Origin of the sequence: Lentzea sp. NPDC004782 (assembly GCF_040609115.1) — a bacterium.
Classification (GTDB): domain Bacteria; phylum Actinomycetota; class Actinomycetes; order Mycobacteriales; family Pseudonocardiaceae; genus Lentzea.
In genome coordinates this window covers 24,805-43,169 of sequence record NZ_JBEXJN010000024.1, presented here as the reverse complement: position 1 = coordinate 43,169, position 18,365 = coordinate 24,805, and the positions used below count along the sequence as shown (strand labels likewise).

Annotated in this window: 18 protein-coding genes; 14 read left to right on the top strand and 4 right to left on the bottom strand. The window is 69.9% G+C overall.

Annotation, left to right across the window (positions count from 1 at the left end; translation table 11 throughout):
* Positions 1-81: 81 nt before the first annotated feature.
* The 9 genes from ABZV40_RS22760 (at position 82) to ABZV40_RS22720 (ending at position 8,438) form a co-directional block, all read left to right on the top strand.
* Positions 82-1,089: an aminotransferase class I/II-fold pyridoxal phosphate-dependent enzyme gene (locus ABZV40_RS22760; protein WP_355444786.1), complete on the top strand. Its 1,008-nt coding sequence runs from the start codon at positions 82-84 to the stop codon at positions 1,087-1,089.
* Positions 1,090-1,230: 141 nt separating this feature from the next.
* Positions 1,231-1,842: a hypothetical protein gene (locus ABZV40_RS22755; RefSeq protein WP_355444784.1), complete on the top strand. Its 612-nt coding sequence runs from the start codon at positions 1,231-1,233 to the stop codon at positions 1,840-1,842.
* A gap of 14 nt (positions 1,843-1,856) precedes the next feature.
* Positions 1,857-3,200: a radical SAM protein gene (locus tag ABZV40_RS22750; RefSeq protein WP_355444781.1), complete on the top strand. Its 1,344-nt coding sequence runs from the start codon at positions 1,857-1,859 to the stop codon at positions 3,198-3,200.
* Positions 3,197-3,901: a tyrosine-protein phosphatase gene (locus tag ABZV40_RS22745; protein WP_355444779.1), complete on the top strand. Its 705-nt coding sequence runs from the start codon at positions 3,197-3,199 to the stop codon at positions 3,899-3,901. The genes ABZV40_RS22750 and ABZV40_RS22745 overlap by 4 nt, the downstream gene beginning before the upstream one ends.
* On the top strand, positions 3,898-4,893 hold the full coding sequence (locus ABZV40_RS22740; protein ID WP_355444776.1) for a TauD/TfdA family dioxygenase: 996 nt from the start codon (positions 3,898-3,900) through the stop codon (positions 4,891-4,893). The genes ABZV40_RS22745 and ABZV40_RS22740 overlap by 4 nt, the downstream gene beginning before the upstream one ends.
* Positions 4,890-6,086 carry an aminotransferase class V-fold PLP-dependent enzyme gene (locus ABZV40_RS22735; RefSeq protein ID WP_355444773.1) on the top strand — a complete coding sequence of 399 codons (1,197 nt, stop codon included), beginning with the start codon at positions 4,890-4,892 and terminating at the stop codon, positions 6,084-6,086. Before ABZV40_RS22740 ends, ABZV40_RS22735 begins: the two co-directional genes overlap by 4 nt.
* Positions 6,083-6,850: an alpha/beta fold hydrolase gene (locus ABZV40_RS22730; protein ID WP_355444770.1), complete on the top strand. Its 768-nt coding sequence runs from the start codon at positions 6,083-6,085 to the stop codon at positions 6,848-6,850. The genes ABZV40_RS22735 and ABZV40_RS22730 overlap by 4 nt, the downstream gene beginning before the upstream one ends.
* A complete protein-coding gene (locus tag ABZV40_RS22725; protein ID WP_355444767.1) occupies positions 6,847-7,806 on the top strand; it encodes a 3-oxoacyl-[acyl-carrier-protein] synthase III C-terminal domain-containing protein in 960 nt (319 codons plus the stop codon). Before ABZV40_RS22730 ends, ABZV40_RS22725 begins: the two co-directional genes overlap by 4 nt.
* Before the next feature lie 38 nt (positions 7,807-7,844).
* Complete coding sequence (locus tag ABZV40_RS22720; RefSeq protein WP_355444764.1) at positions 7,845-8,438, top strand: hypothetical protein; 594 nt, start codon at positions 7,845-7,847, stop codon at positions 8,436-8,438.
* A gap of 63 nt (positions 8,439-8,501) precedes the next feature.
* Here ABZV40_RS22720 and ABZV40_RS22715 read toward each other — a convergent pair whose 3' ends face one another.
* On the bottom strand, positions 8,502-9,746 hold the full coding sequence (locus ABZV40_RS22715) for an MFS transporter (RefSeq protein WP_355444761.1): 1,245 nt from the start codon (positions 9,744-9,746) through the stop codon (positions 8,502-8,504).
* The gene (locus ABZV40_RS22710; protein WP_355444758.1) at positions 9,743-10,369 is read right to left on the bottom strand and encodes a 2OG-Fe(II) oxygenase; all 627 of its coding nucleotides are present in this window, start codon (positions 10,367-10,369) and stop codon (positions 9,743-9,745) included. Before ABZV40_RS22710 ends, ABZV40_RS22715 begins: the two co-directional genes overlap by 4 nt.
* A gap of 580 nt (positions 10,370-10,949) precedes the next feature.
* On the opposite strand from ABZV40_RS22710, the gene ABZV40_RS22705 reads away from it, so the two are divergent.
* The 5 genes from ABZV40_RS22705 to ABZV40_RS22685 all read left to right on the top strand — a co-directional run bounded on the left by ABZV40_RS22705 (position 10,950) and on the right by ABZV40_RS22685 (position 16,020).
* Positions 10,950-11,573, top strand: coding sequence for a 2OG-Fe(II) oxygenase family protein (locus ABZV40_RS22705; protein ID WP_355444755.1), 624 nt, complete (start codon positions 10,950-10,952; stop codon positions 11,571-11,573).
* A gap of 153 nt (positions 11,574-11,726) precedes the next feature.
* Positions 11,727-13,085, top strand: a complete 1,359-nt coding sequence (locus tag ABZV40_RS22700) for a hypothetical protein (RefSeq protein WP_355444752.1) — start codon at positions 11,727-11,729, stop codon at positions 13,083-13,085.
* The gene (locus ABZV40_RS22695; RefSeq protein WP_355444749.1) at positions 13,082-14,311 is read left to right on the top strand and encodes an acyl-CoA dehydrogenase family protein; all 1,230 of its coding nucleotides are present in this window, start codon (positions 13,082-13,084) and stop codon (positions 14,309-14,311) included. Before ABZV40_RS22700 ends, ABZV40_RS22695 begins: the two co-directional genes overlap by 4 nt.
* Positions 14,308-15,546, top strand: coding sequence for a hypothetical protein (locus ABZV40_RS22690; RefSeq protein ID WP_355444746.1), 1,239 nt, complete (start codon positions 14,308-14,310; stop codon positions 15,544-15,546). The genes ABZV40_RS22695 and ABZV40_RS22690 overlap by 4 nt, the downstream gene beginning before the upstream one ends.
* A 114-nt stretch (positions 15,547-15,660) precedes the next feature.
* Positions 15,661-16,020 (top strand): transposase, encoded by a 360-nt coding sequence (locus ABZV40_RS22685; protein ID WP_355444743.1) that lies wholly within the window; start codon positions 15,661-15,663, stop codon positions 16,018-16,020.
* Here ABZV40_RS22685 and ABZV40_RS22680 read toward each other — a convergent pair.
* Both ABZV40_RS22680 and ABZV40_RS22675 read right to left on the bottom strand, forming a co-directional pair.
* Entirely contained in the window at positions 15,935-16,591 is a 657-nt protein-coding gene (locus tag ABZV40_RS22680) for a response regulator transcription factor (protein ID WP_355444741.1), read from the bottom strand. The two genes, ABZV40_RS22685 and ABZV40_RS22680, sit on opposite strands and share 86 nt — an antisense overlap.
* Positions 16,569-18,350, bottom strand: a complete 1,782-nt coding sequence (locus ABZV40_RS22675) for a histidine kinase (protein ID WP_355444738.1) — start codon at positions 18,348-18,350, stop codon at positions 16,569-16,571. Before ABZV40_RS22675 ends, ABZV40_RS22680 begins: the two co-directional genes overlap by 23 nt.
* Positions 18,351-18,365: the final 15 nt, after the last annotated feature.

Genomic DNA, 18,365 nt, shown 5'->3' with positions numbered 1-18,365 from the left:
GCAGTGCAAAACGTACATTCCAGCCGTCGACGACAGGACGGCCGGATCAATCTCAGCAGCAATGAGCTGATCAGTTCCCGCGTGGCGGACGTCCACCGGGTCGTCATGTGCGACCTGGTGCCGGAATCGCTCGTGCGGTACCCCGTGACGGCGAGTCGTGCCGTGCGCGTGGCGCAGTACCTGGGGCTGCCGCCGGACGAGATGGCGCTGACGCCGGGATCCGACTCCGCCCTGCGGCTGATCTGTCAGCACCACGCTCGCCGCGGCGGTGCGGCGGTGCTGCTCCAGGACCCGAACTACGTCGCGGTCGCCCAGTCCGCCGCCGCGCTCGGCCTCACCGTGGAGCGGGTGACCGCACCGCGGGCCGATCCCGCCGCGCAGGGCGCCGCGCTGGTCGACCTGGCCGCGCGCACCACGGGCGCGCTGATCGCGGTGAGCGTGCCGAACGGTCTCTCCGGCGGCTCCATGGATGACTCCTACCTGGGCAAACTCGCCGATCTGGCCTACGAGCGCGAGCACCTGCTGATCATCGACTCGTGCTATCAGGCCTTCGCCGGGCCGCTCGGCGCGCACTTCGCCCGCCGGGGCGACGCGGTGTTCGTCGTGCAGTCGATGTCCAAGTCGCACGGTCTGGCCGGCGCGCGGGTCGCGGTCACGGCCGCGTCCGCGTCCGCGATCGCGGCACTGGGCACGGCCCCGCTCGAGCACGCGGTGTCCGAGGTGGCGCTGCGGGCGCTGCTGAACGCGATCGACCACCACGACGAGTTCGTGTCCATTTGGGCAGAGGTGCGCCGGTGCCGGGAGCGCGCGATCGAGCGCACGCGTGCCGCGGGGTGGGAGGTGCTGGACTCGGACGCCAACTTCGTCGCCGCCGCGCCGCCGCACGGTCTCGCGAGCGCCCGGCTCGTCGAGGAGCTCTCCCGCGCGGGATATCGCGTGAAAGATCTCGGCGAGCTGGCCGGCCTCGCGAACTGCATTCGTTTCACGGTCGGCGACGACGCGACGACGGACGCGTTCCTCGATGTTCTTCTGAATGTCGCCGACGAGTTGCGGAACGTACCTGGGGATGCCTGTGCAACCGAGTTGTGAACTGATTGCGGAAACGTCTCAACTGGCGGCGTGTGCACGTGCGCGGAGAACGAAAAGGGCAACCTTCAGCTCGTTCGCCGAAAAATGCGTGCACGGCCGCGAGACCTGTGCGGCAGTGCGATGACGGCGAGCGTTTCGCCGGTGTCGAGAATTCTCGTGCTCGGTTGTCCCGGTACGGGCAAGACCCGGCTGGCCCGAATGCTCGCCGCGTGCACCGGCCTGCCGTTGCACCACCTCGACGACGAGCACTGGGGGCCGTCGTGGACTCGCCCGAGTGACGCCGACTGGCGGGCGCGCCAGGCGGAGCTGGTGGCCGGGGACGCGTGGATCGTCGAGGGCAACTACGCGCCGACGATCCCGGTCCGGGCGGCCCGCGCTCAGCTCGCGGTCGTCATCGACGCGCCGACGGCGACGTGCCTCGTGCGGGTGGTGCGCCGCGCGTGGCGGATCCGCCGCGGTGCGCTGGACGGCCTGCCCGCCCGGATCCGCGAGCAGGCCGCGGCCGGCCTCCGGGTCCGGGCGACCAAGGACTTCCGCGCTCTGCTGAAGAAGGTCTTCTTCTTCCGCGGCCGCGACTTCTGGGACGTGATCGACAGGGCGGCCGCAGGCGGCGCGACCGTCCTGGTCGTCTCCGCCTCCGGCCGCCCGCCTCGGCGGCGCGACCCGGGCCCGGTGCCCCGGCACCTGCCGCTGACCGAACTCGAACCACTCGTCACCGCACTGTGCCGAGGGGTTTCCCACCACCGTTTCTGAGAGGGGATCGCGTGATGAGGACTCTGGTCGTCTGGCCACCCCACGTGCCCAGCTACTTCAACGCCGGTCATCACCTGCCGACCTTCACCATCGCCGCGTACCTGCGCGGCCGGGGCCACGAGGTCACCGCGATCGACGCGGGCGCGCTCAACTGCACCTGGAAGGAGTTCGGCGACACGGTCTTCCGCGGCGGGTACGACGCGGTCGTCCTGGTCAACGAGTACGACGTCGTCGAGGGTGTCCGGCGGGCCGCCGACTACACCCGCCAGCTCGCACCGGGCGCGTTGATCGTGACCGTGGGCCGCCTGAGCTATCAGAACCCCGAGTTCATGCAGTCGATGGCGGTCGACGCGGTGGTGAGCAGCGGTGACTACGAGGCGGGCGTCGCGGCGGCGCTGGGCTGGGCCGCGCGCGGCAGGCAGCCGAACGAGTCACTGCCGGGCGTGTGGCTGCGCACGGTGGGCGGCTGGCGCGCGCCGAGCGGACCGGGCACGTGGCTGCCCGCGGCCGAGTGGGTGCTGCCCGACGTCGACGAAATCCCTTACCCCGCTTACGAGAGCCTGTACAAGAACGACGACAACCGGTTCTGCGGCATCCCGAGCCGGCGTGAGCTGGTCGTGCAGGTGGCGCGCGGCTGCCCGGTCGGCTGCGACTTCTGCGACGTGCCGCCGATGCAGGGCCTGCGGGAACGGCGGATCACGGTGGAGCGGACCATCGGCTACATCCGGGAGTGCTTCGCTCGCCACCCGTTCGAGTACGTCGCGTTCTACGCGCCGACGTTCACGCTGGACAAGCGTTGGATCAGGCAGCTCTGCGACGGGCTGGCGGCCGAGCCCCGCACGTACCGCTGGAAGTGCGCCACGACGTTGTTCCACCTCGACGAGGACATGGTCCGGCGCATGGGAGAGGCGGGCTGCATCCGGATCAGCGTCGGCGTCGAGACGCTCGACGAGGACGCGTCCGGCCAGCTGCCCAAGCTCAAGGAGCGGGCGAACCAGCGGCTGCACGACGTGATCGCCTGGTGCGAGAAGGCGGGCATCGAGCTGAACTGCTTCGTGATCGTGGGCCTGCCCGGCACCACGCCCGCCGGCACCCAGCGCACCGTCGACCTCCTGACCGCGGCGGGCGCACGTGTCCGGCCCACGCTTTACACGCCCTACCAGCACATGCACGGCGCCATGTCGGAACGCGAGGTGAGCGCGTTCAACCGCCAGGTGTTCACCGGTTCGGAAGAGGTGCTCCAGTCCGGGCACGCGCCGACCGAGTTCCTGCGGTTCATCTTCGGCGGGCACCAGTACCGGACCGAGGTCATGCGGAACATCCCGCTGGCGCAGCGGCAGCCGGCGGAGCTGTCGTGACGCCCGAACACCGGCGGTTGCTGCCAGGGCTGCTGCCGAACCTGCGGGACGTAGGTGGACTGTCCACTGTGGACGGACGGGTGCTCGCGGCCGGGGTGTTGCTGCGGACGTCCGCGCTCGTGTCGCTGAGCGAGGACGCGAGAGCAGGGTTGCGCGCCGCCTTGCCTCCCGCTGTCTACGTCGATCTGCGCACGGACGCGGACATCCGGCACGACGGCGAGCCCACCGAGCTCGTGCGGGACGGATGGACGTGGGTGCGGATGCCGGTGCAGGACCGCGAACCCGGTGAAGGCGACGGGCCGGAGGACGCGCTGCGCCGGTACCGCCGGGCGTTGCCCCGCTATCTGGATCTCGCGGCACAGGTCGCCGAACTGCTCGGCGACCGGCCCGTCGTGGTCGGGTGCAGCCTCGGCAAGGACCGCACCGGCCTGCTGATCGCGATCCTGCTGAGCTGGGCGGGCGTCGGGCAGGACGACGTGGTGGCCGATTTCGCCTACAGCAACCGGGCGCTGGCCAGGGGCCGTCAGCTGTTGCCGCCCCGGTGGCACGACCGCCGCCTGCGGATCACCGAGTGCAGCGCGGCGGTGTGCCGCACGGTGCTGACCGAGATCCCCGGTCCCGGTGACGCCCACTCCGCGGCGCTGGACCGGCTGCTCGCGTCACGTGCGCGGGAAAAGACGACAGGAGGAGCGGTGCGATGACACCGACATCATCGGACGAACGGATGCGCCACGCCGCCGTCCTGCTGCACCAGGTGGCCACCGAGTTCACCGCGGCCGGTGCCACCGCGGACGACCTGTTCACCGACTGGCTGCACGACGTGCCGGCGGCACTGCGCGACGCGTTGGACGCGGTGGTCGAACTGCCCGACCGCACCAGCGGCTGGCGGGTGCTCTCCGGGCTGCTCAACGAGTTCGGCGCGCCCGGTCCGACCCCGGAGCACTGGCGCAAGGCGTCCTCGCGCCTGACCGAACCGCTCGACGTCGCACTGGTGCTGCTCGCGGGCGCGATCGGCAGGGTGTTCGGCTGGGAGGGGCAGCAGGACGGCAGGCTGGTGCACAACATCGTGCCCAGCAAGGGCTACGAGCACCTGCAGGTCGGTGCGAGCAGCACCACGCCGCTCGCCTGGCACACCGAGGACGCGTTCCACCCGCAGCGCGCGGAGCTGATCATGCTCGCCTGCGTGCGCAACGACGACCGGATCGGCAGCCAGGTGTCGAGCGTCCGCCGGATCGGGCTCACCGATCACGAGGTCGACGTGCTGAGCCGGCCGGGACTGCGGATCGCGCCGGACGACTCGTACCCCGAACAGTCCACTCCGGACGGTGTGCGGGACAACGGGATCCCGACGGTCTGGATCGCCGAGGACGGGCCGTGCCTGCGGTACGACCCGTCCTACACCACTTTCCTCGGTGAGGACGAGGAACTGCGCACCCTGCACGGCACGCTCGAGCAGCGGCTGACCGCGTGCCGCGAGGTCGTGCCCGTGGTGGCGGGGGACGTGCTGCTGATCGACAACGACATCGCCGTGCACGGGCGGGCGGCCTTCGAGCCGCGCTACGACGGCACCGACCGGTGGCTGAAGCGGACCATGGTGCGCCTGGATCGTCCCCGCCCGGAGGCGGAGTCGGCGGAGCACGGGTTCGGTCAGCTGCTCGTCGGCCCGCAGCCGGCTCTGGAGGTGCGCTCGTGAACGTCGACGACTTCCTCGGCCCCCTGCTCGACGAGTGCACGGCGGGACCGCTGCCGGGACAGTTCCCCGGCAGGCGCGACGACGACCACCGGTTCGACGGCCCCGGCGGCACGCTCGTGCACGGTGCGGTCGTGGCGGCGGTCGCGCGCCATCTCGGCAGCGGCCTGGTGGCGAACGACCACGGCGGTTTCCCGGCGAGCGACTTCTCCGACGCGATCGTGAGCTGGAGCGCGGCACGGCTGCGCGAGCTGCTGGGCGCGCCGGACGGTGACTTCGTGTTCGGTCCCAACATGACCGGGCTCACCACGACGTTCGTCAGGTCCGTCGCGCCGGGGCTGCGGCCAGGTGACGAGATCGTGGTGACGAAGCTCGACCACGAGGCCAACCGCGCGCCCTGGCTGGCGCTCACCGACCGCGGGGTCGTGATCCGGGAGGCGGTGCTCGAACCGTCCGGCGCGTTGCCGGTCCAGGCCGTGACGGAGCTCATCGGTGCCAGGACCAGGTGGGTGGCCGTCACCGCCGCGTCGAACGCGCTCGGGTTCGTGCCGGACGTGCGCGCGATCGCCGCTGCCGCGCATGCCGTGGGCGCCAAGGTGTTCGTGGACGGCGTGCAGGCTGTCGCGCACCGCCGGACCGAGATGAGCGAGCTCGGGTGCGACGCGTTCGTCACCGCCTCCTACAAGTGGTACGGCCCCCACGCGGGGGTGCTGTGGCTGGCGCCCGGTGTGCCGGCCGGTGCCAGGCTGGCCGAGCAGGTGCCGTCGGCTGAGCCGGACGGACCGGGCCACCTCCAGCTCGGCACGACGAACTTCGAGGCCGTGCTCGGCGCGGGCGTCGCCGCGGCGGTGCTGTCGCGGTGGGACCGCGCCGTGGTGGCCGAACGGGAGCAGCGGCTCGGTGACGCGCTGCGAGCCGGCGTCGCCGAACTGCCCGGTGTCCGCGTCCTGAGCGCGGGCCCCGAGCACGAACGGGTGCCGCTGGTGACCTTCCAGGTCGACGGCATGCCCGCCGAGGTCGTCGCCAAACACCTCACCGAGCAGCGGATCTCGGTGTGGCACGGCACGTTCTACGCGTCCGCGGCGATGCGCTCGGTGGCCGAAGGGGACGCCGTGCGGGCCGGAATCGCCTGTTATACCGGCGAATCCGACGTCGACGCGCTGGTGCGCGCGCTCGCCGGGGTCGTGCGGGCATGACGCATCCCGGCATCGTCCGCTGGCCGCCGCGCCCGGATGCGCGGCGGCGGTTGATCTGTTGCGGCTTCAGCGGCGGTGGCACCGTGCCGTTCCGGGACTGGGCCGATGTGGTGTCCGCCGACGTCGAGCTGGTGCTGCTGTGCCTGCCCGGCAGGGAGGACCGGTTCCCCGAACCCGCCGCCGAGGACTGGGCCGGTCTGTTCGGCGACGCGCTCGCCGCGGTGTCCACCGTGCTGGACAAGCCGTACGACCTGTTCGGCCACAGCATGGGCGCGCTCGTCGCGTACGAGCTGACGGCTCATTTCGAGCGAACGGGTTCGCGCACCCCGGACGCCTTGATCGTGTCCTCGTGCGAAGCCCCCAGCAACTGGGCGCACCACCTCACCGTGCCGCCGACGGCCGGCGACACCGACGCCGAGCTGGAGCAGTGGATCACCAGCAGCGGCAAGCTCGACCCGGTCCTGCGCGAGGAGCCCGAACTGCTCGAGCTGGCACTGGAACTGCTGCGTGCCGACCTGTGCGCGGCGGCCACCTACCGGTACGCGGCAGGTCCGCCGCTGCGCACGCCGGTCGAGTTCGTCCACGGCGTGGACGACCCGGACGTCGACGACGAGGTGGTGGCCCGGTGGCGGGCGGCCACCTCCGGCGGCTTCACGGCGACCCGCCTGCCCGGCGGCCACTTCTACACCGAGCGGGACTGGTCGCGGCTGCCCGCCGCGTTCGTCAGCCTCGCCTTCGACGGAAAGATCGGAGCACACGCATGACCGGCATAGTCGACTTCGACTTCGCGTTCCCCCGCGGCAGCGTCTCGGTGCAGGAGATGTCCGAGGCGTCCGGCCTGCCGCGCGAGGAGATCCTGAAGATCACCCACTGCGAGAGCTTCCCCGCGCTGGGTGAGGACGAACACGCGTGGGAGCTGGCGGTGCGCGCGGGTGCCGCGGTGCTCGAGCGCACCGGCACGTCGCCCGATCGCGTGAGCCACGTGCTGTACTGCGGCTCCGGCGCGTGGGACACGCCGTTCTGGTCGCCGGCCGCGAAGGTCGCCCACGAGCTCGGCATCGAGAACGCGCACTGCTTCGAGGTCACGAACTTCTGCAACGCCTCGATGACCGCGGTGCAGGTGGCCTGCGACAAGATCGCGCTCGGCAGGGCCGACCACGTGCTGGTGCTCATCGGCGACCGGTTGAGCCGGATGCTCGACTACACCGATCCGCACAGCAAGGACCTGTTCAACTTCGGTGACAGCTCGGCCGCGATCCTGGTCTCCTCGTCGGACGTGCGGTTCCGGCACCTGCACTCGGCGATGCGCACCGAGCCGCACTGGTCGGACTACTACACCGGCGCGTACCGCGACGGCCGGATCCTGATCCAGCGCAACGGTCATCGGGAAGGCCTGACCAGCGCCTACGTCGACAACTTCCTGCGGCTGACCAAGGAGACGCTGGCGGCGGTCGGCAAGAACCTCGACGACGTCGCGTACCTGCTGATCAACCACGGCGACCGGCGCATGCACGAGCGGTTGCTCCGCGAGCTGGAGCTGCCGGAGTCCAGGAGCGTGTTCAACTACCACCGCTTCGGCCACATGGGCGGGGCGGACACACTGATCGCCATCCGCGACCTCGTCGAGGCGGGTGACCTGAAGGCCGGCGACCTCGTCCTGCTCGCGACCAGCGCGATGGGATTCAGCTGGGGTATCACTGCGCTCGAATTTCGCGGATAGCGTTTTCTCGGAAACGGCCGATGTCCTACTCTGTCGGCGTGACGAACACCGATGAGCTGTTCAGGCGCCAGGCTGCTCTGCAAACCGAGGCCGATGCGGTGGCCGATGATCTGCTGCTGGCGGAATTGGCCGAACTGGGTGATCCGGTCCGCGTGGGCAGTTCCGCTCTGGGGTTGATGGTCAAACGCGATGTGGACGTCACGGTGGTCTGCAAGTCGCTGGACGAGCAGACCGCCGAGGCCGTCGGGCGGGTGGGGCAGCGGCTGTTCCTGCACCCGCGCGTGCGGGTCGTGACCATGCGCGACGACACCGGCCACTGGAACGTCGATCCGGCCTACCCGGACGGCCTCTACCTGGGGGTGAAGTACCGCACCCTGGCTGGCGCCGACTGGACGCTCGACATCTGGTTCGTCGACGAGCCGGACCGCCAGCCCGACCTCGCGCACATCAGGTCGCTGCCGCCGAGGCTCGACGACGAGACCAGGGCCGCGATTCTCGCGATCAAGGAAGCGTGGGCGGACAATCCGGCCTACGGCTCCTCGGTGTCGAGCTACGACATCTACAGTTCGGTTCTCGACCACGGTGTGCGTTCGCCGGAGCAATTCCTGGAATGGCGCGCCAAGAACAAATAGCACGCGCAAAGCCGGCCGAGGTGAGTGCATTCCTCGGTCGGCTTTTTCGTGCGCGCGGAGAAGTCAGGCCACGGCGGCTCCGAACGCGGGCAGTTTGCCCCGGACCAGCAGCACCAGCGGGACGGTCAGCAGCGCGAGCCCGGCCAGCGTCGACCACAGCACGGCGTAGCCCGCGGTGAGCAGTCCGGACATGATCGCCGGGGAGCAGGCGCCCGCGGCGCCCCAGATCGTCTGGAGCAACGCGCTGTACCTGCCCTTGGCGGTCTCCGGCGCCGACTGGTTCGCCGCGGCCACCACCAGCGGCACGGACATGGTCTCGCCGATCACGCCGATCACCGACGTGGCGAGCACGATGCCGACCGCGTGTGCCGGGCCCAGCGGAGGGCCGGCCAGCATGACCAGGAATCCGGCGCAGAACACCACGCCCGCGCAGGCCACCACCCGGCTGCGGCTGGTTCGCCTGGCGAGGCGCAGCACCGGTTTCTGGATCAGGGCGAGCACCACGTTTCCCGCCACGACCGAGGTGCCCGCGAGCCACTGCGGCCCGTGCAGTTCGGTCACCGAGACCAGCGGAAGGATCACCACGAGGCTGGACGTCATCAACGACAGGATCGCCTGGATCAGGCACAGCACGACGTACGGCCGGTCACGCAGCACCGTCGCCCACCCGGTGCCCGCCGCGTCGGCCGCCTTGCGCCGCTCGCCCCGCAGCCTGCCGAGCCTGCGGATCACCGGGAACAGGATGACCGCGGTGAGCGCGAACGTCGCCGCGTTGAAGTACGCGAAGAAGTGCAGGCCCGTGACGCTGCCGCTGAGCGGTGTGGCCAGCGCGGCGCCGGCGCCGAGTCCGACGATCCGCACCACGCTCTGCGTGCCCAGCAGGTCGTCGAGCTCGCGCCCCTGCGCGACGAGCCCCAGCAGGGGAGCGTTGGAGGTCCAGAACATCCGGTCGGCCGCGCTGGTGGCGGCCGCGAGCACCGCGACGTGCCACATCTGGCCGGTCAACGGGTAGAGGCTGAACGTCACCGCGCGCACGACGTTGCTCGCGAGCAACACGACGCCGGGACCCCTGCTGTCGACCAGGTTGCCCGCGAACGGCCCGGACACGAGTCCGAGAACTGCCCCGGTGGTCAGTGCGATCCCGACCTCGGCGACGGGCAGTCCCTGCGCGGTGGTGAAGAAGATGAGGCCGAACGGCATCCAGAAGCCGCTGCCCAGCGAGTCGAGGAGAAACCCCGCCAGCAGCTGGTTCCGCGTCGCCCGGCTCACCCCCGCGGACCGCTCCCGCGCGCCGCTGTCGACCGTCACTCCGGCTTCCAGTACTCGAGCATGATCGTCAGGCGTTCGACCTGGCCGCCCGTGGTGACCTTGCCGATGTTGTGCCACGTGTGCTCGGTCGGCGCGAACATGGCGCAGGTGCCACCCGCCGGCGTGATCTCGACCGCCGGTTCCGCGGCGTCCCTGGCGGACCACAGGTTGAGCCTGCCGCCGAACTCGGGCGCCCAGTCCTCGTTGAGGTACAGGGCCCAGTGCATGGCCTTGGTCAGCTTCGCGGTGGACACCGTGGTGTAGTCGCGGTCGCCGTAGCGGTAGAGGCCGAGCGTGAGCGGGCACGCCGCCAGGTCGATCCCCAGCCCGTCACTGGCCCACTCGGTGAACTCCTTCGACAGCAGGCTGTCCACGAGCTCGGACCACGCCTGCGGCAGGCGTTCGGTGGCCGGCAGGCGCAAGCTGTCCTCGGCGAGGTCGAAGAGCCACATCTGGTAGTTCTTGTCGAACTCCCGGCCCTCCTTGACCTGCCGGCGGTAGAGGTCCTCCGCGGGCAGTTCGGCGTTCAACCGCTTCAGGTCCTGGCTCGGGATGACCGGGCCGGTCGTGTAGTGCGTGAACGGCTCGTCGAACCGGTCGAACCGGACATTGGTATCAATCATTGAAAAGTGACCCCCTCGGTCGTCGACGGGCGAGTCCGGCGTGGGAGGACCGCATTCGTGTGCTGCTGCGGCGGAAGTGCTCGATCGGCACTGGATCCGCTGTGCGACAACAAATGCGCAGACCCCCAGGCGGCGCCATCGTGGCATGGGCACCAGGGGTCGTCAACTGTCAGCCAAACGCGACAAGCCATTTGTGACAAGTGCTTGCCGGGTCTTGAGGGTGCATGTACGTTCGGTCTTGTCGGGCGATCGACGGGGACGCCCGGAACTGGGGGAACAGCCCGTTGAGGCTGGGGGCCTGCCGGATTCGCACGTTGGCGCATCCGTGTCGTCGTGCCCTATTCAAGCTTCTGACCAGGGCTTTCCTCTGTCCCGCGACCTGGGGGTTGAGCGATGGACAGACTGCCGGCGACGATCGGCTGACCGCACTCTGCGGACATTCACACATTCGAGTGAATACCTCACTCTTGACCGTTGACGTTCACGGCAGGTTTGGGAACCGATTCCCTCGTCGGGGCCCGGGCCTGCCCTCGACCAGCACCAGTCCGAATACAAGCGTTGTCATCGGAGCGTCCGGAAAATGTCTTTGCTTCCTGACGCCTGGCCGCAGGTGGAAGTGCACCACGAGCCCTTCACCTGGCTCACCACGGGCGTTGGCGAGCTGTTCGACCAGGCCACCGAATCGGCGTTGGCCGACAATTTCCCGACCGAGTCCTTCGAGCGGCGCACCGCCGACTCGCGGACCTCGGACAAGTCCTACCGCAACTATTCGCGGGTGTTGCACGGGCCGGGCGTGGACACGGCGTCCGGCCTGCCGGAGATCTGGGCCGATCTGCTCAGCGATCTGCTCGATCCCGGCTATCGCAAGACCGTGGCCGACGTCCTCGGCGTGGCGCCGCCGGCGGAGCTGGAGATCAGGCTCGCGCGGCACGCACCGGGTGACTGGCTCGGTCCGCACACCGACCGCGCTGACAAGCTCTTCAGCCACGTCTTCTACCTCAACCCGGGCTGGCGCGCCGACTGGGGCGGCTGCCTGCAGGTGCTCGGCAGCGACGACCCGCAAGACGTGGTCGCCGAGGTCGTGCCCGAACTCGGTGCCACCGCGTTGATCCTGCGGTCGGACACCTCGTGGCACCAGGTCAGCAAGGTCGCTCCCGGTGTGGACCGGGAACGCGCCTCGTTGCTGGTGCACGGCCTGAACTGACCGCACGTCCCCTGATCTCGGCACGTCCGCTGGACGTGGCCGGGTTGCGGCGGCGCGGCGGGCGCCCAGCGAGGAGCCTGCAATGGGACAAAACACTGCCGGCAGTGACGACTCGCTCCGCCGCGCTGCTCAGCAGCCATGACCAAGGACACGATGTCATTGACTGAAACCTCTGTGCCGCAACGGATCGCGCTCGACGCCACCGGGCTGGCCGGCCTCGTCGACCACGGGCTGCGCGGCCACTGGGCCGGCCGCCCGGTGTTCGTGCTCACCCAGTTCGTCGACGGGGGAGTGGCCAGGCTGGCGGCCGAACTGTCCCAAGTGGATGCCCACGTCGTCGGCGTGCTGAGCGCGGTGCCGCCGGGGCCAGGTGCTCCGGCCATCGCGCCGGTGTGGTTCCCGGACGACGGAAGCGACGCGGACACCTGGCTCGCCGACCCTCCCGCGCGGTTGTCGGCGTGGCTCGACCGCATCGACCCGGAACGCCGCGCGGTGATCGCCGGCGGCAACTTCACCGCGGTCGGATCGGTGTGCGGGCGGCCGGTGCACGGCTGGCGGCGGCCCGAGTGGGTGCGGCTGGAGGACAAGACCGCGATCGACCGGCTGTGGCAGCACGTCGGCGTTCCGGCACCGGCGCACGTCGTGCTGCCCGTCGGCGACACCACCGCCGCCGAGCGGGTCCGCGAGCTCGACCGGGGTGCCGGTGTCGTGGTCGCGCTGGACGCGACCACCGGAAACCGGGGCGACGCCAAGGGGTTGCGCTGGGTCCGGGCCGGCGAGGAGCTCGCCGGTGCCTTGCGCTGGGCCGAGGGCAAGGCGGACCGGGTGCGAATCGCCGAGTTCGTGCCCGGCGTGCCGTGCAGCGTGCTCGCGATGGTGCTCGGGGACGGCGTAGCCGTCTTCGACCCGATCGAGATCGTGACCCTGCGCGATCCGCGGACGGCGGACCTCGTGTTCTGCGGGTCCTCCACGTGGTGGCGGCCGGACGCGGCCGTGCGCGACGAGATCCGCGAGCACGTGCGCCGGGTCGGCAGGCACATCGGCCAGGAGCTCGGCTACCGCGGCCTGTTCAGCGTCGACGGCGTGCTCGGTGCGGACGGTTTCCGCGCCACGGAGCTGAACCCGCGGCACGCGTCGGGGCTGGGCCTGCGCCAGGGATGGCCGGACTTCCCGCTCTACCTCGTGCAGCGCGCGGTCCAGGAGTCGGTGCCCGGCATCGCCGGCCTGCCGTCCGCCGACATCGAGTCGATCTTCCGGCAGATCGTCGCCGACCACCCCTCGCTCTCGGTCGTCGTGCCGCTGGAGGACGTGGCGGACGGCGAAGGCGTGTGGCAGGGCACCGTCCGCTACCGCGTTCGTGGCGGCCGCGCGCACGTGCTCGACGCCGGCCCGCCGCGTGAGGACGGCGCGGTGGCTCCTGTCGTGGCCGCGTTCGCCACCGCCACCGGTGCCCGGAGGCTGGCCGCCTTCGACACCCCCGTGCCACTGACCGACTTCCGGAGGTTCCCGTGATTTCCGCTCTCTCAACGGGGTTGCACCCGATCACCGGCGAAGGCGAGAAGGTCTGCGTGATCGTCGACGAGCTCGCCGGTTTCCTCGCCGAGCAGGCTCAGCACAACGACTCCGCCGGCCGGTTCGCGGCCGAGAGCGTGGCAGCACTGGCGGAGGCGGGTGTGCTCGCCGCCTGTGTACCGGTGGAGGACGGCGGTTTCGGCGTGCGGTCCCTCCACGACCTCGCGGTGATCGTCAACCGGCTGGCCAGGGCCGACGCGTCGGTCGCCGTCGCCGCCACGATGCACCTCGCGCTCACCTGGTACTACGCCCGGACGGTGCGCAGCACTCCGCCGGAGCAGCTCGAACTGCCGATGCCGGAGTGGCTGCGCGCGGTCGGCGCGCGCGAGATGATCGTCTGCTCGTCGGTGGCCGAGCCGGGCGCCAAACCGTGGGAGCTGGCCACGACGGCCACCAGGACGACCGACGGCTGGGTGATCAACGGACGCAAGGTGCTCGCGTCGATCTGCCCGGCGGCCACCCACTTCTACAGCCGGGTGAAGGGGGAGACCGCGGACGGCCCGCTGCAGGCGTCGGCGATGATCCCGTTGTCGGCGCGGGGAGTTGAGGTCAAGGACAACTGGAACGGCCTCGGCCTGCGCGGATCCGGCAGCGGCGAGGTGCTGTTCCGCGACGTCGTGGTGCCGGAGGGCGCGGTGGTGCCGCGCGGCCCGTGGGGCAAACCGCTCGCGCCGGGCTACGACGGCCGTGCCGCGAACACCGCGCCGACCGTGGCGGTCTACCTCGGCATCGCTGAAGCCGCACGGGACACCGCGCTCGCCGCGGTGACGGGCTCGGCCTCCGGGCGCACGCGCGTGACGTCGGCCGGCGCCAAGTCGCTCGTCGCCGAGCTCGAACTGCGAGTCGCCGCCGCCCGAGGCGCACTGCACACCGCGCTGGTCGTGCTGGACGACCACATCACCGACACCAAGCCGCGAGCGATGAACGTGCACCTCGGTCGCACTCTGCTGAAGGAGTGCGTGAGCGCCGGCATGATCGTCGAACGTTCCGGTGTCGAGGCGGTCGACCTCGCGATGCAGCTCTGCGGCGGACGCAGCTACGGCAACGGCCACCCGCTGGGCCGGATGTACCGGGACATCCGGGCGGCGGCGTTCATGCGCCCGTGGGCACCGGCGGAGGAGTGGGTGGACTTCATCGCCGAGGCGACGCTGGACCGCGACTCATGACCTGTCTGCTGCTCAACCGCAGGCGCATCCTCGCGGACCTGCCCACCTGGTTCCCGGACAGCGCGGACGAACTGGTCGTGTTCACCGCGCGCGGCGCGGCGCGTCCCGGCGAGATCGAGGCGCTGCACCCGCGTGTACGTCACCTCGAAGTCGTCGACGACTACGAAGGCGTCGCCGCGGACGAGCGCATCCGTGAGCTGGCCAAGGAGTTCCAGGTCGAAGCCGTGCTGCTGACGGCGGAGATCGACGTGTTGCGCGCAGCACGACTGCGAGAAGAGCTGGACCTGCCCGGTCAACGTCCGGCCAGCGCCAAGGCCTACCGCGACAAGCACGTCATGAAGAGCCACGCGGCGGCGGCAGGCCTGACCGTGGCGGCCATGCGCCCGATCGGCCACCCCGGCGACCTGGCCGCCTTCGCAGCTGAGCAGGGCTTTCCCGTGGTGGTCAAGCGAACCGCCGGCGCCGCCTCCCTGGGCATGCGCGTGGTGGAAGACCACGCCGCCCTCGCCGGGCTCGTCTCCACCTGGCAGGACGGCCCGCCCGAGCCGATGCTCGCCGAGCGGTGGATCGAGGGTGACCTGTTCCACGTGGACGGCATCATGCGTGCCGGGGAAGTCCTGCTGAGCTGGCCATCCCGTTACCTGCACACCCAGTGGGCGTCGGCCAGCCGGTCGGCGAACGAACTCGGCGGCATGCTGGCCAGGTCCGACCCGCTGTTCGAACGGCTGCGCCACCACACCGCACAGGTGATCACCGCGTTGCCGCCCGCGCCGGAAGAGCTCCCGTTCCACGCCGAGTTCTTCCACACCCCGGAAGACGAGATCGTGCTGTGCGAGATCGCGTGCCGCCCGGGCGGAGGCGAGATCGTCGCGATGTTCGAGCACGCCTTCGGCTTCAACCTCTACGAAGCGGCCCTGAAGGGTCAAGCCGGGCGCTATGCCGAGATCGGCATCCGCGCCGAACCGCGGCGGCACGGCTGGGGCTGGCTGCCCCGGCAACGCGGGACACTGGAGGAGATCCCGACGTCAGCACCGTTCCCTTCAGTGTGCTGGTACACGGCCACCGGTGAGGTGGGCGCCTGGTACGAGGCGCCGCGGTCGATGGCGGACATCATCGCCCGCATGGTGTTCAAAGTGGACGGTGACGACGTGGTGCCCGAGCTGGAGTTGCTGGACGAGTGGTGGAAGGGCGCCGTGAGGTGGAGGACTGACGACAACCAGTGCTCCAGTAGTTGACCACCGTCTCCGCGACACCATCTGCAGAAGAGGTTGTGACGGTGCAAGTGACCAGTTCAAAATGAGCTGGCGTGTCGGCTTTGCCTGCGGGACAGGACATTCCAAGATCGCGGTGTGCGTGAGGAGGTCCTGACCGACGAGCTGTGGGCTCGGCTGGAACCGTTGATTCCGGTGTCTCCGAGGCGTTTTCGCTATCCGGGGCGCGGACGTGCCGACGACCGGGCCGCGTTGGAGGGGATCCTGCACGCGGCACGTACCGGGATCGGCTGGAACCGGCTGCCCACTGCGTTGTGCGACATCCTCGACTGCCGACGGAACAACCTTGAAGTCGAGGTTCGTGGTTGTGACGAGAGGTGGCGTGTCCCTGATCATCTGAGGTTGGTGATCTTCATCGCCGGGGAGGTGATTGGAGGTATCGGAGGACGGCTTGGACGCGCCGGTTGTAGTCAGGGGCTTCGGGGAGGTCGAGTTTGACGAAGATATTGCGGATGTGGGCTTCGACGCCGCGTTGTTCGAGCTGCAGTCGCTTGCCGATCGCGGCGTTGGAGAGGCCTTCGGCCATGACGGCAAGCACTTCGACTTCTCGTGGGGTGAGGTGTGTGATGCGCGAACTGCGGTTGGCGACCATGGCCGACACGACGTCGCGGTCCACGACGTACCGGCCTGCGGCGACGTCGCGGACCGCGGCGGCGAACTCCGCGACCTTGGAGACGCGGTCCTTGAGCAGGTAGCCGACGCTTCGGGCTCGTCCTCTGTCGAGCAGCGCGGCGAGGTGCGCGGTCTCCTTGTGGGCGGAGAGCACCAAGGTCGCGAGGTGCGGTCTTCGTGCTCGCAGTTCCACGGCGGCTTCGAGGCCGTCGGTGGTGCCGTTGGGAGGCATCCGCACATCTATCACAGCGACGTCGGGTTCGTGGCGGGCGACAGCGTCGTTCAGGGAGGGAACGTCGCCAGCCTCTGCGACGACGTCGATGCCCTCCTCGCGCAACGATCTGGCGAGCATCTCGCGGAAGAACGCATGATCGTCAGCCACTACGACTCTGAGCATGGGAGATGTTCTCCTCTCGGTCAGATGGGATGGGTAGGATCGCTTCGATGACGGTGCCGGAACCGACTGGGCTGTGTACCCGCAGAGTGCCGCCGATCGCGGCGACCCGGTCCGCGATCCCGATCATGCCTTTGCGCGCTGGATCCGCTCCGCCGCGACCGTCGTCGATGATCCGGACGGTCAACAGGTCCCGTTCCCTGGCCGCGTCAATCGTGATGGTCTTGGCGGCGGCGTGTTTGAGCGCGTTCGTCACGGCTTCGGCGGTCACGTAATAGGCGGTCACCGCGATGTGTTCGTCGAGCCGGTCCAGCTGCGGCGCGTTCAGCACGAGGAGGGTGTCCTGGTCGGCGGCGAGTCGCTGCTCCGCGACCAGTGCCTCGAGCGCGGCGACCAGGCCGGCGTTGGTGATGATCGCCGGATGAAGGCCTTTGGCCAGTTCCCTGACCTTCTCGTGCGCTTCGGTCAGTTTCGCGGCGACCTCGTCGAGAACGTCATTCGCCGCCTGCGGGTCGACGGGCAGTCTGCGCTGGGCCACGCGGATGCCCGTGATCGCACCGAGGAAGTACTGCTGGGCCCCGTCGTGCAGATTCTTCTCGATGTGCTTGCGCTCGGCGTCGGCGGCCTCGACGATCCGGGTGCGGGACGACTCCACTTCCTTGAGCTGCCTGGCGAGGCGGGTGGCCATCTCCTGGTTCCTGAGATGTAGATCGGCGGCGGTGGCGACGGCGTCGAGCACCTCCTGGTTCACGTGCAGGAGCGGATCGTGCACGAGTACGGCCGGGTCGAAGTCGGCTGGAGTCTTCAGCGGTGTGATCGACCGTGAGTCGGGATCGAGCGGCAGGTCGTTCACGTCCACCAGGCCGTCGCCGGTCCGGACGGCGATCTGCAGCGACGGATCGTGCATGGTGCGGATGAGCAGGTTCTGCAGCTGCTTGGGTGTCTCGGCCTCGGGCACCTGCTGCAGCAACCGCATGACGGCACTTCGTCCGAGGTGGAGCCGCACCATCCCGGTCAGGAACCCGATCGGCAGCAGAAGGAACACCACGTCGTACACGCGCAGCAACGAGTCGTGCAGCGCCATGTCGACGTTGAGGGTCGTTCCCAGGACCGACACGAATGCGACCGCGAGCATCAGGATGATCACGGGCATCAGCAGCGACCGCAGCAGCGGCCGGGCGTGCCGCCACCGGTGCAGCAGGACCAGCAGCATCGCACCGGCGACCAGCACGGTCACGGCGTGGGCGCCGTTTTTGGAGATCGTGCTGATCGTGTCGCTGTGCACGATCAGCAGCAGGCCGGCCGCGTTCTCCGCGGCATGCCGCTGCCAGTCGGTGAACAGCGCGTTGAGCACACCTCGGACCACCATCGTGGTGTAGGCCACCCACATCAGCACCCGGCCGACCGTCGAGCTGATCCGCCCGGTCGGGAACGCGAGCGCCAGGTGCACGAGGAACCCGCTGGAACCCGCGATCGTCAGCTCGCCGATCGTGTGGATCCACGGCACCGGTGACAACTGGAGGTCTTCGGCGAAGAACCCCGCGCTCACCGCGATCATGAGCAGTCCGATCGCGCTGGTGGGCCGCCTCGAATGAGTGATGAGTCCTGCAGCCAGATACAGCGCTCCGGAGGCCGCGTGCAAGGTCAACCGGACCGGGTCGGCGTTCGGCGCGCCGGCTGCGATGCCCGTGGTGACCACACCCAATGCCGCGACTGCTGCGGCGAGGAGCACCACCCACAGCGAACCGACCCTGCTGGTCACGATTCTCCCGAATTC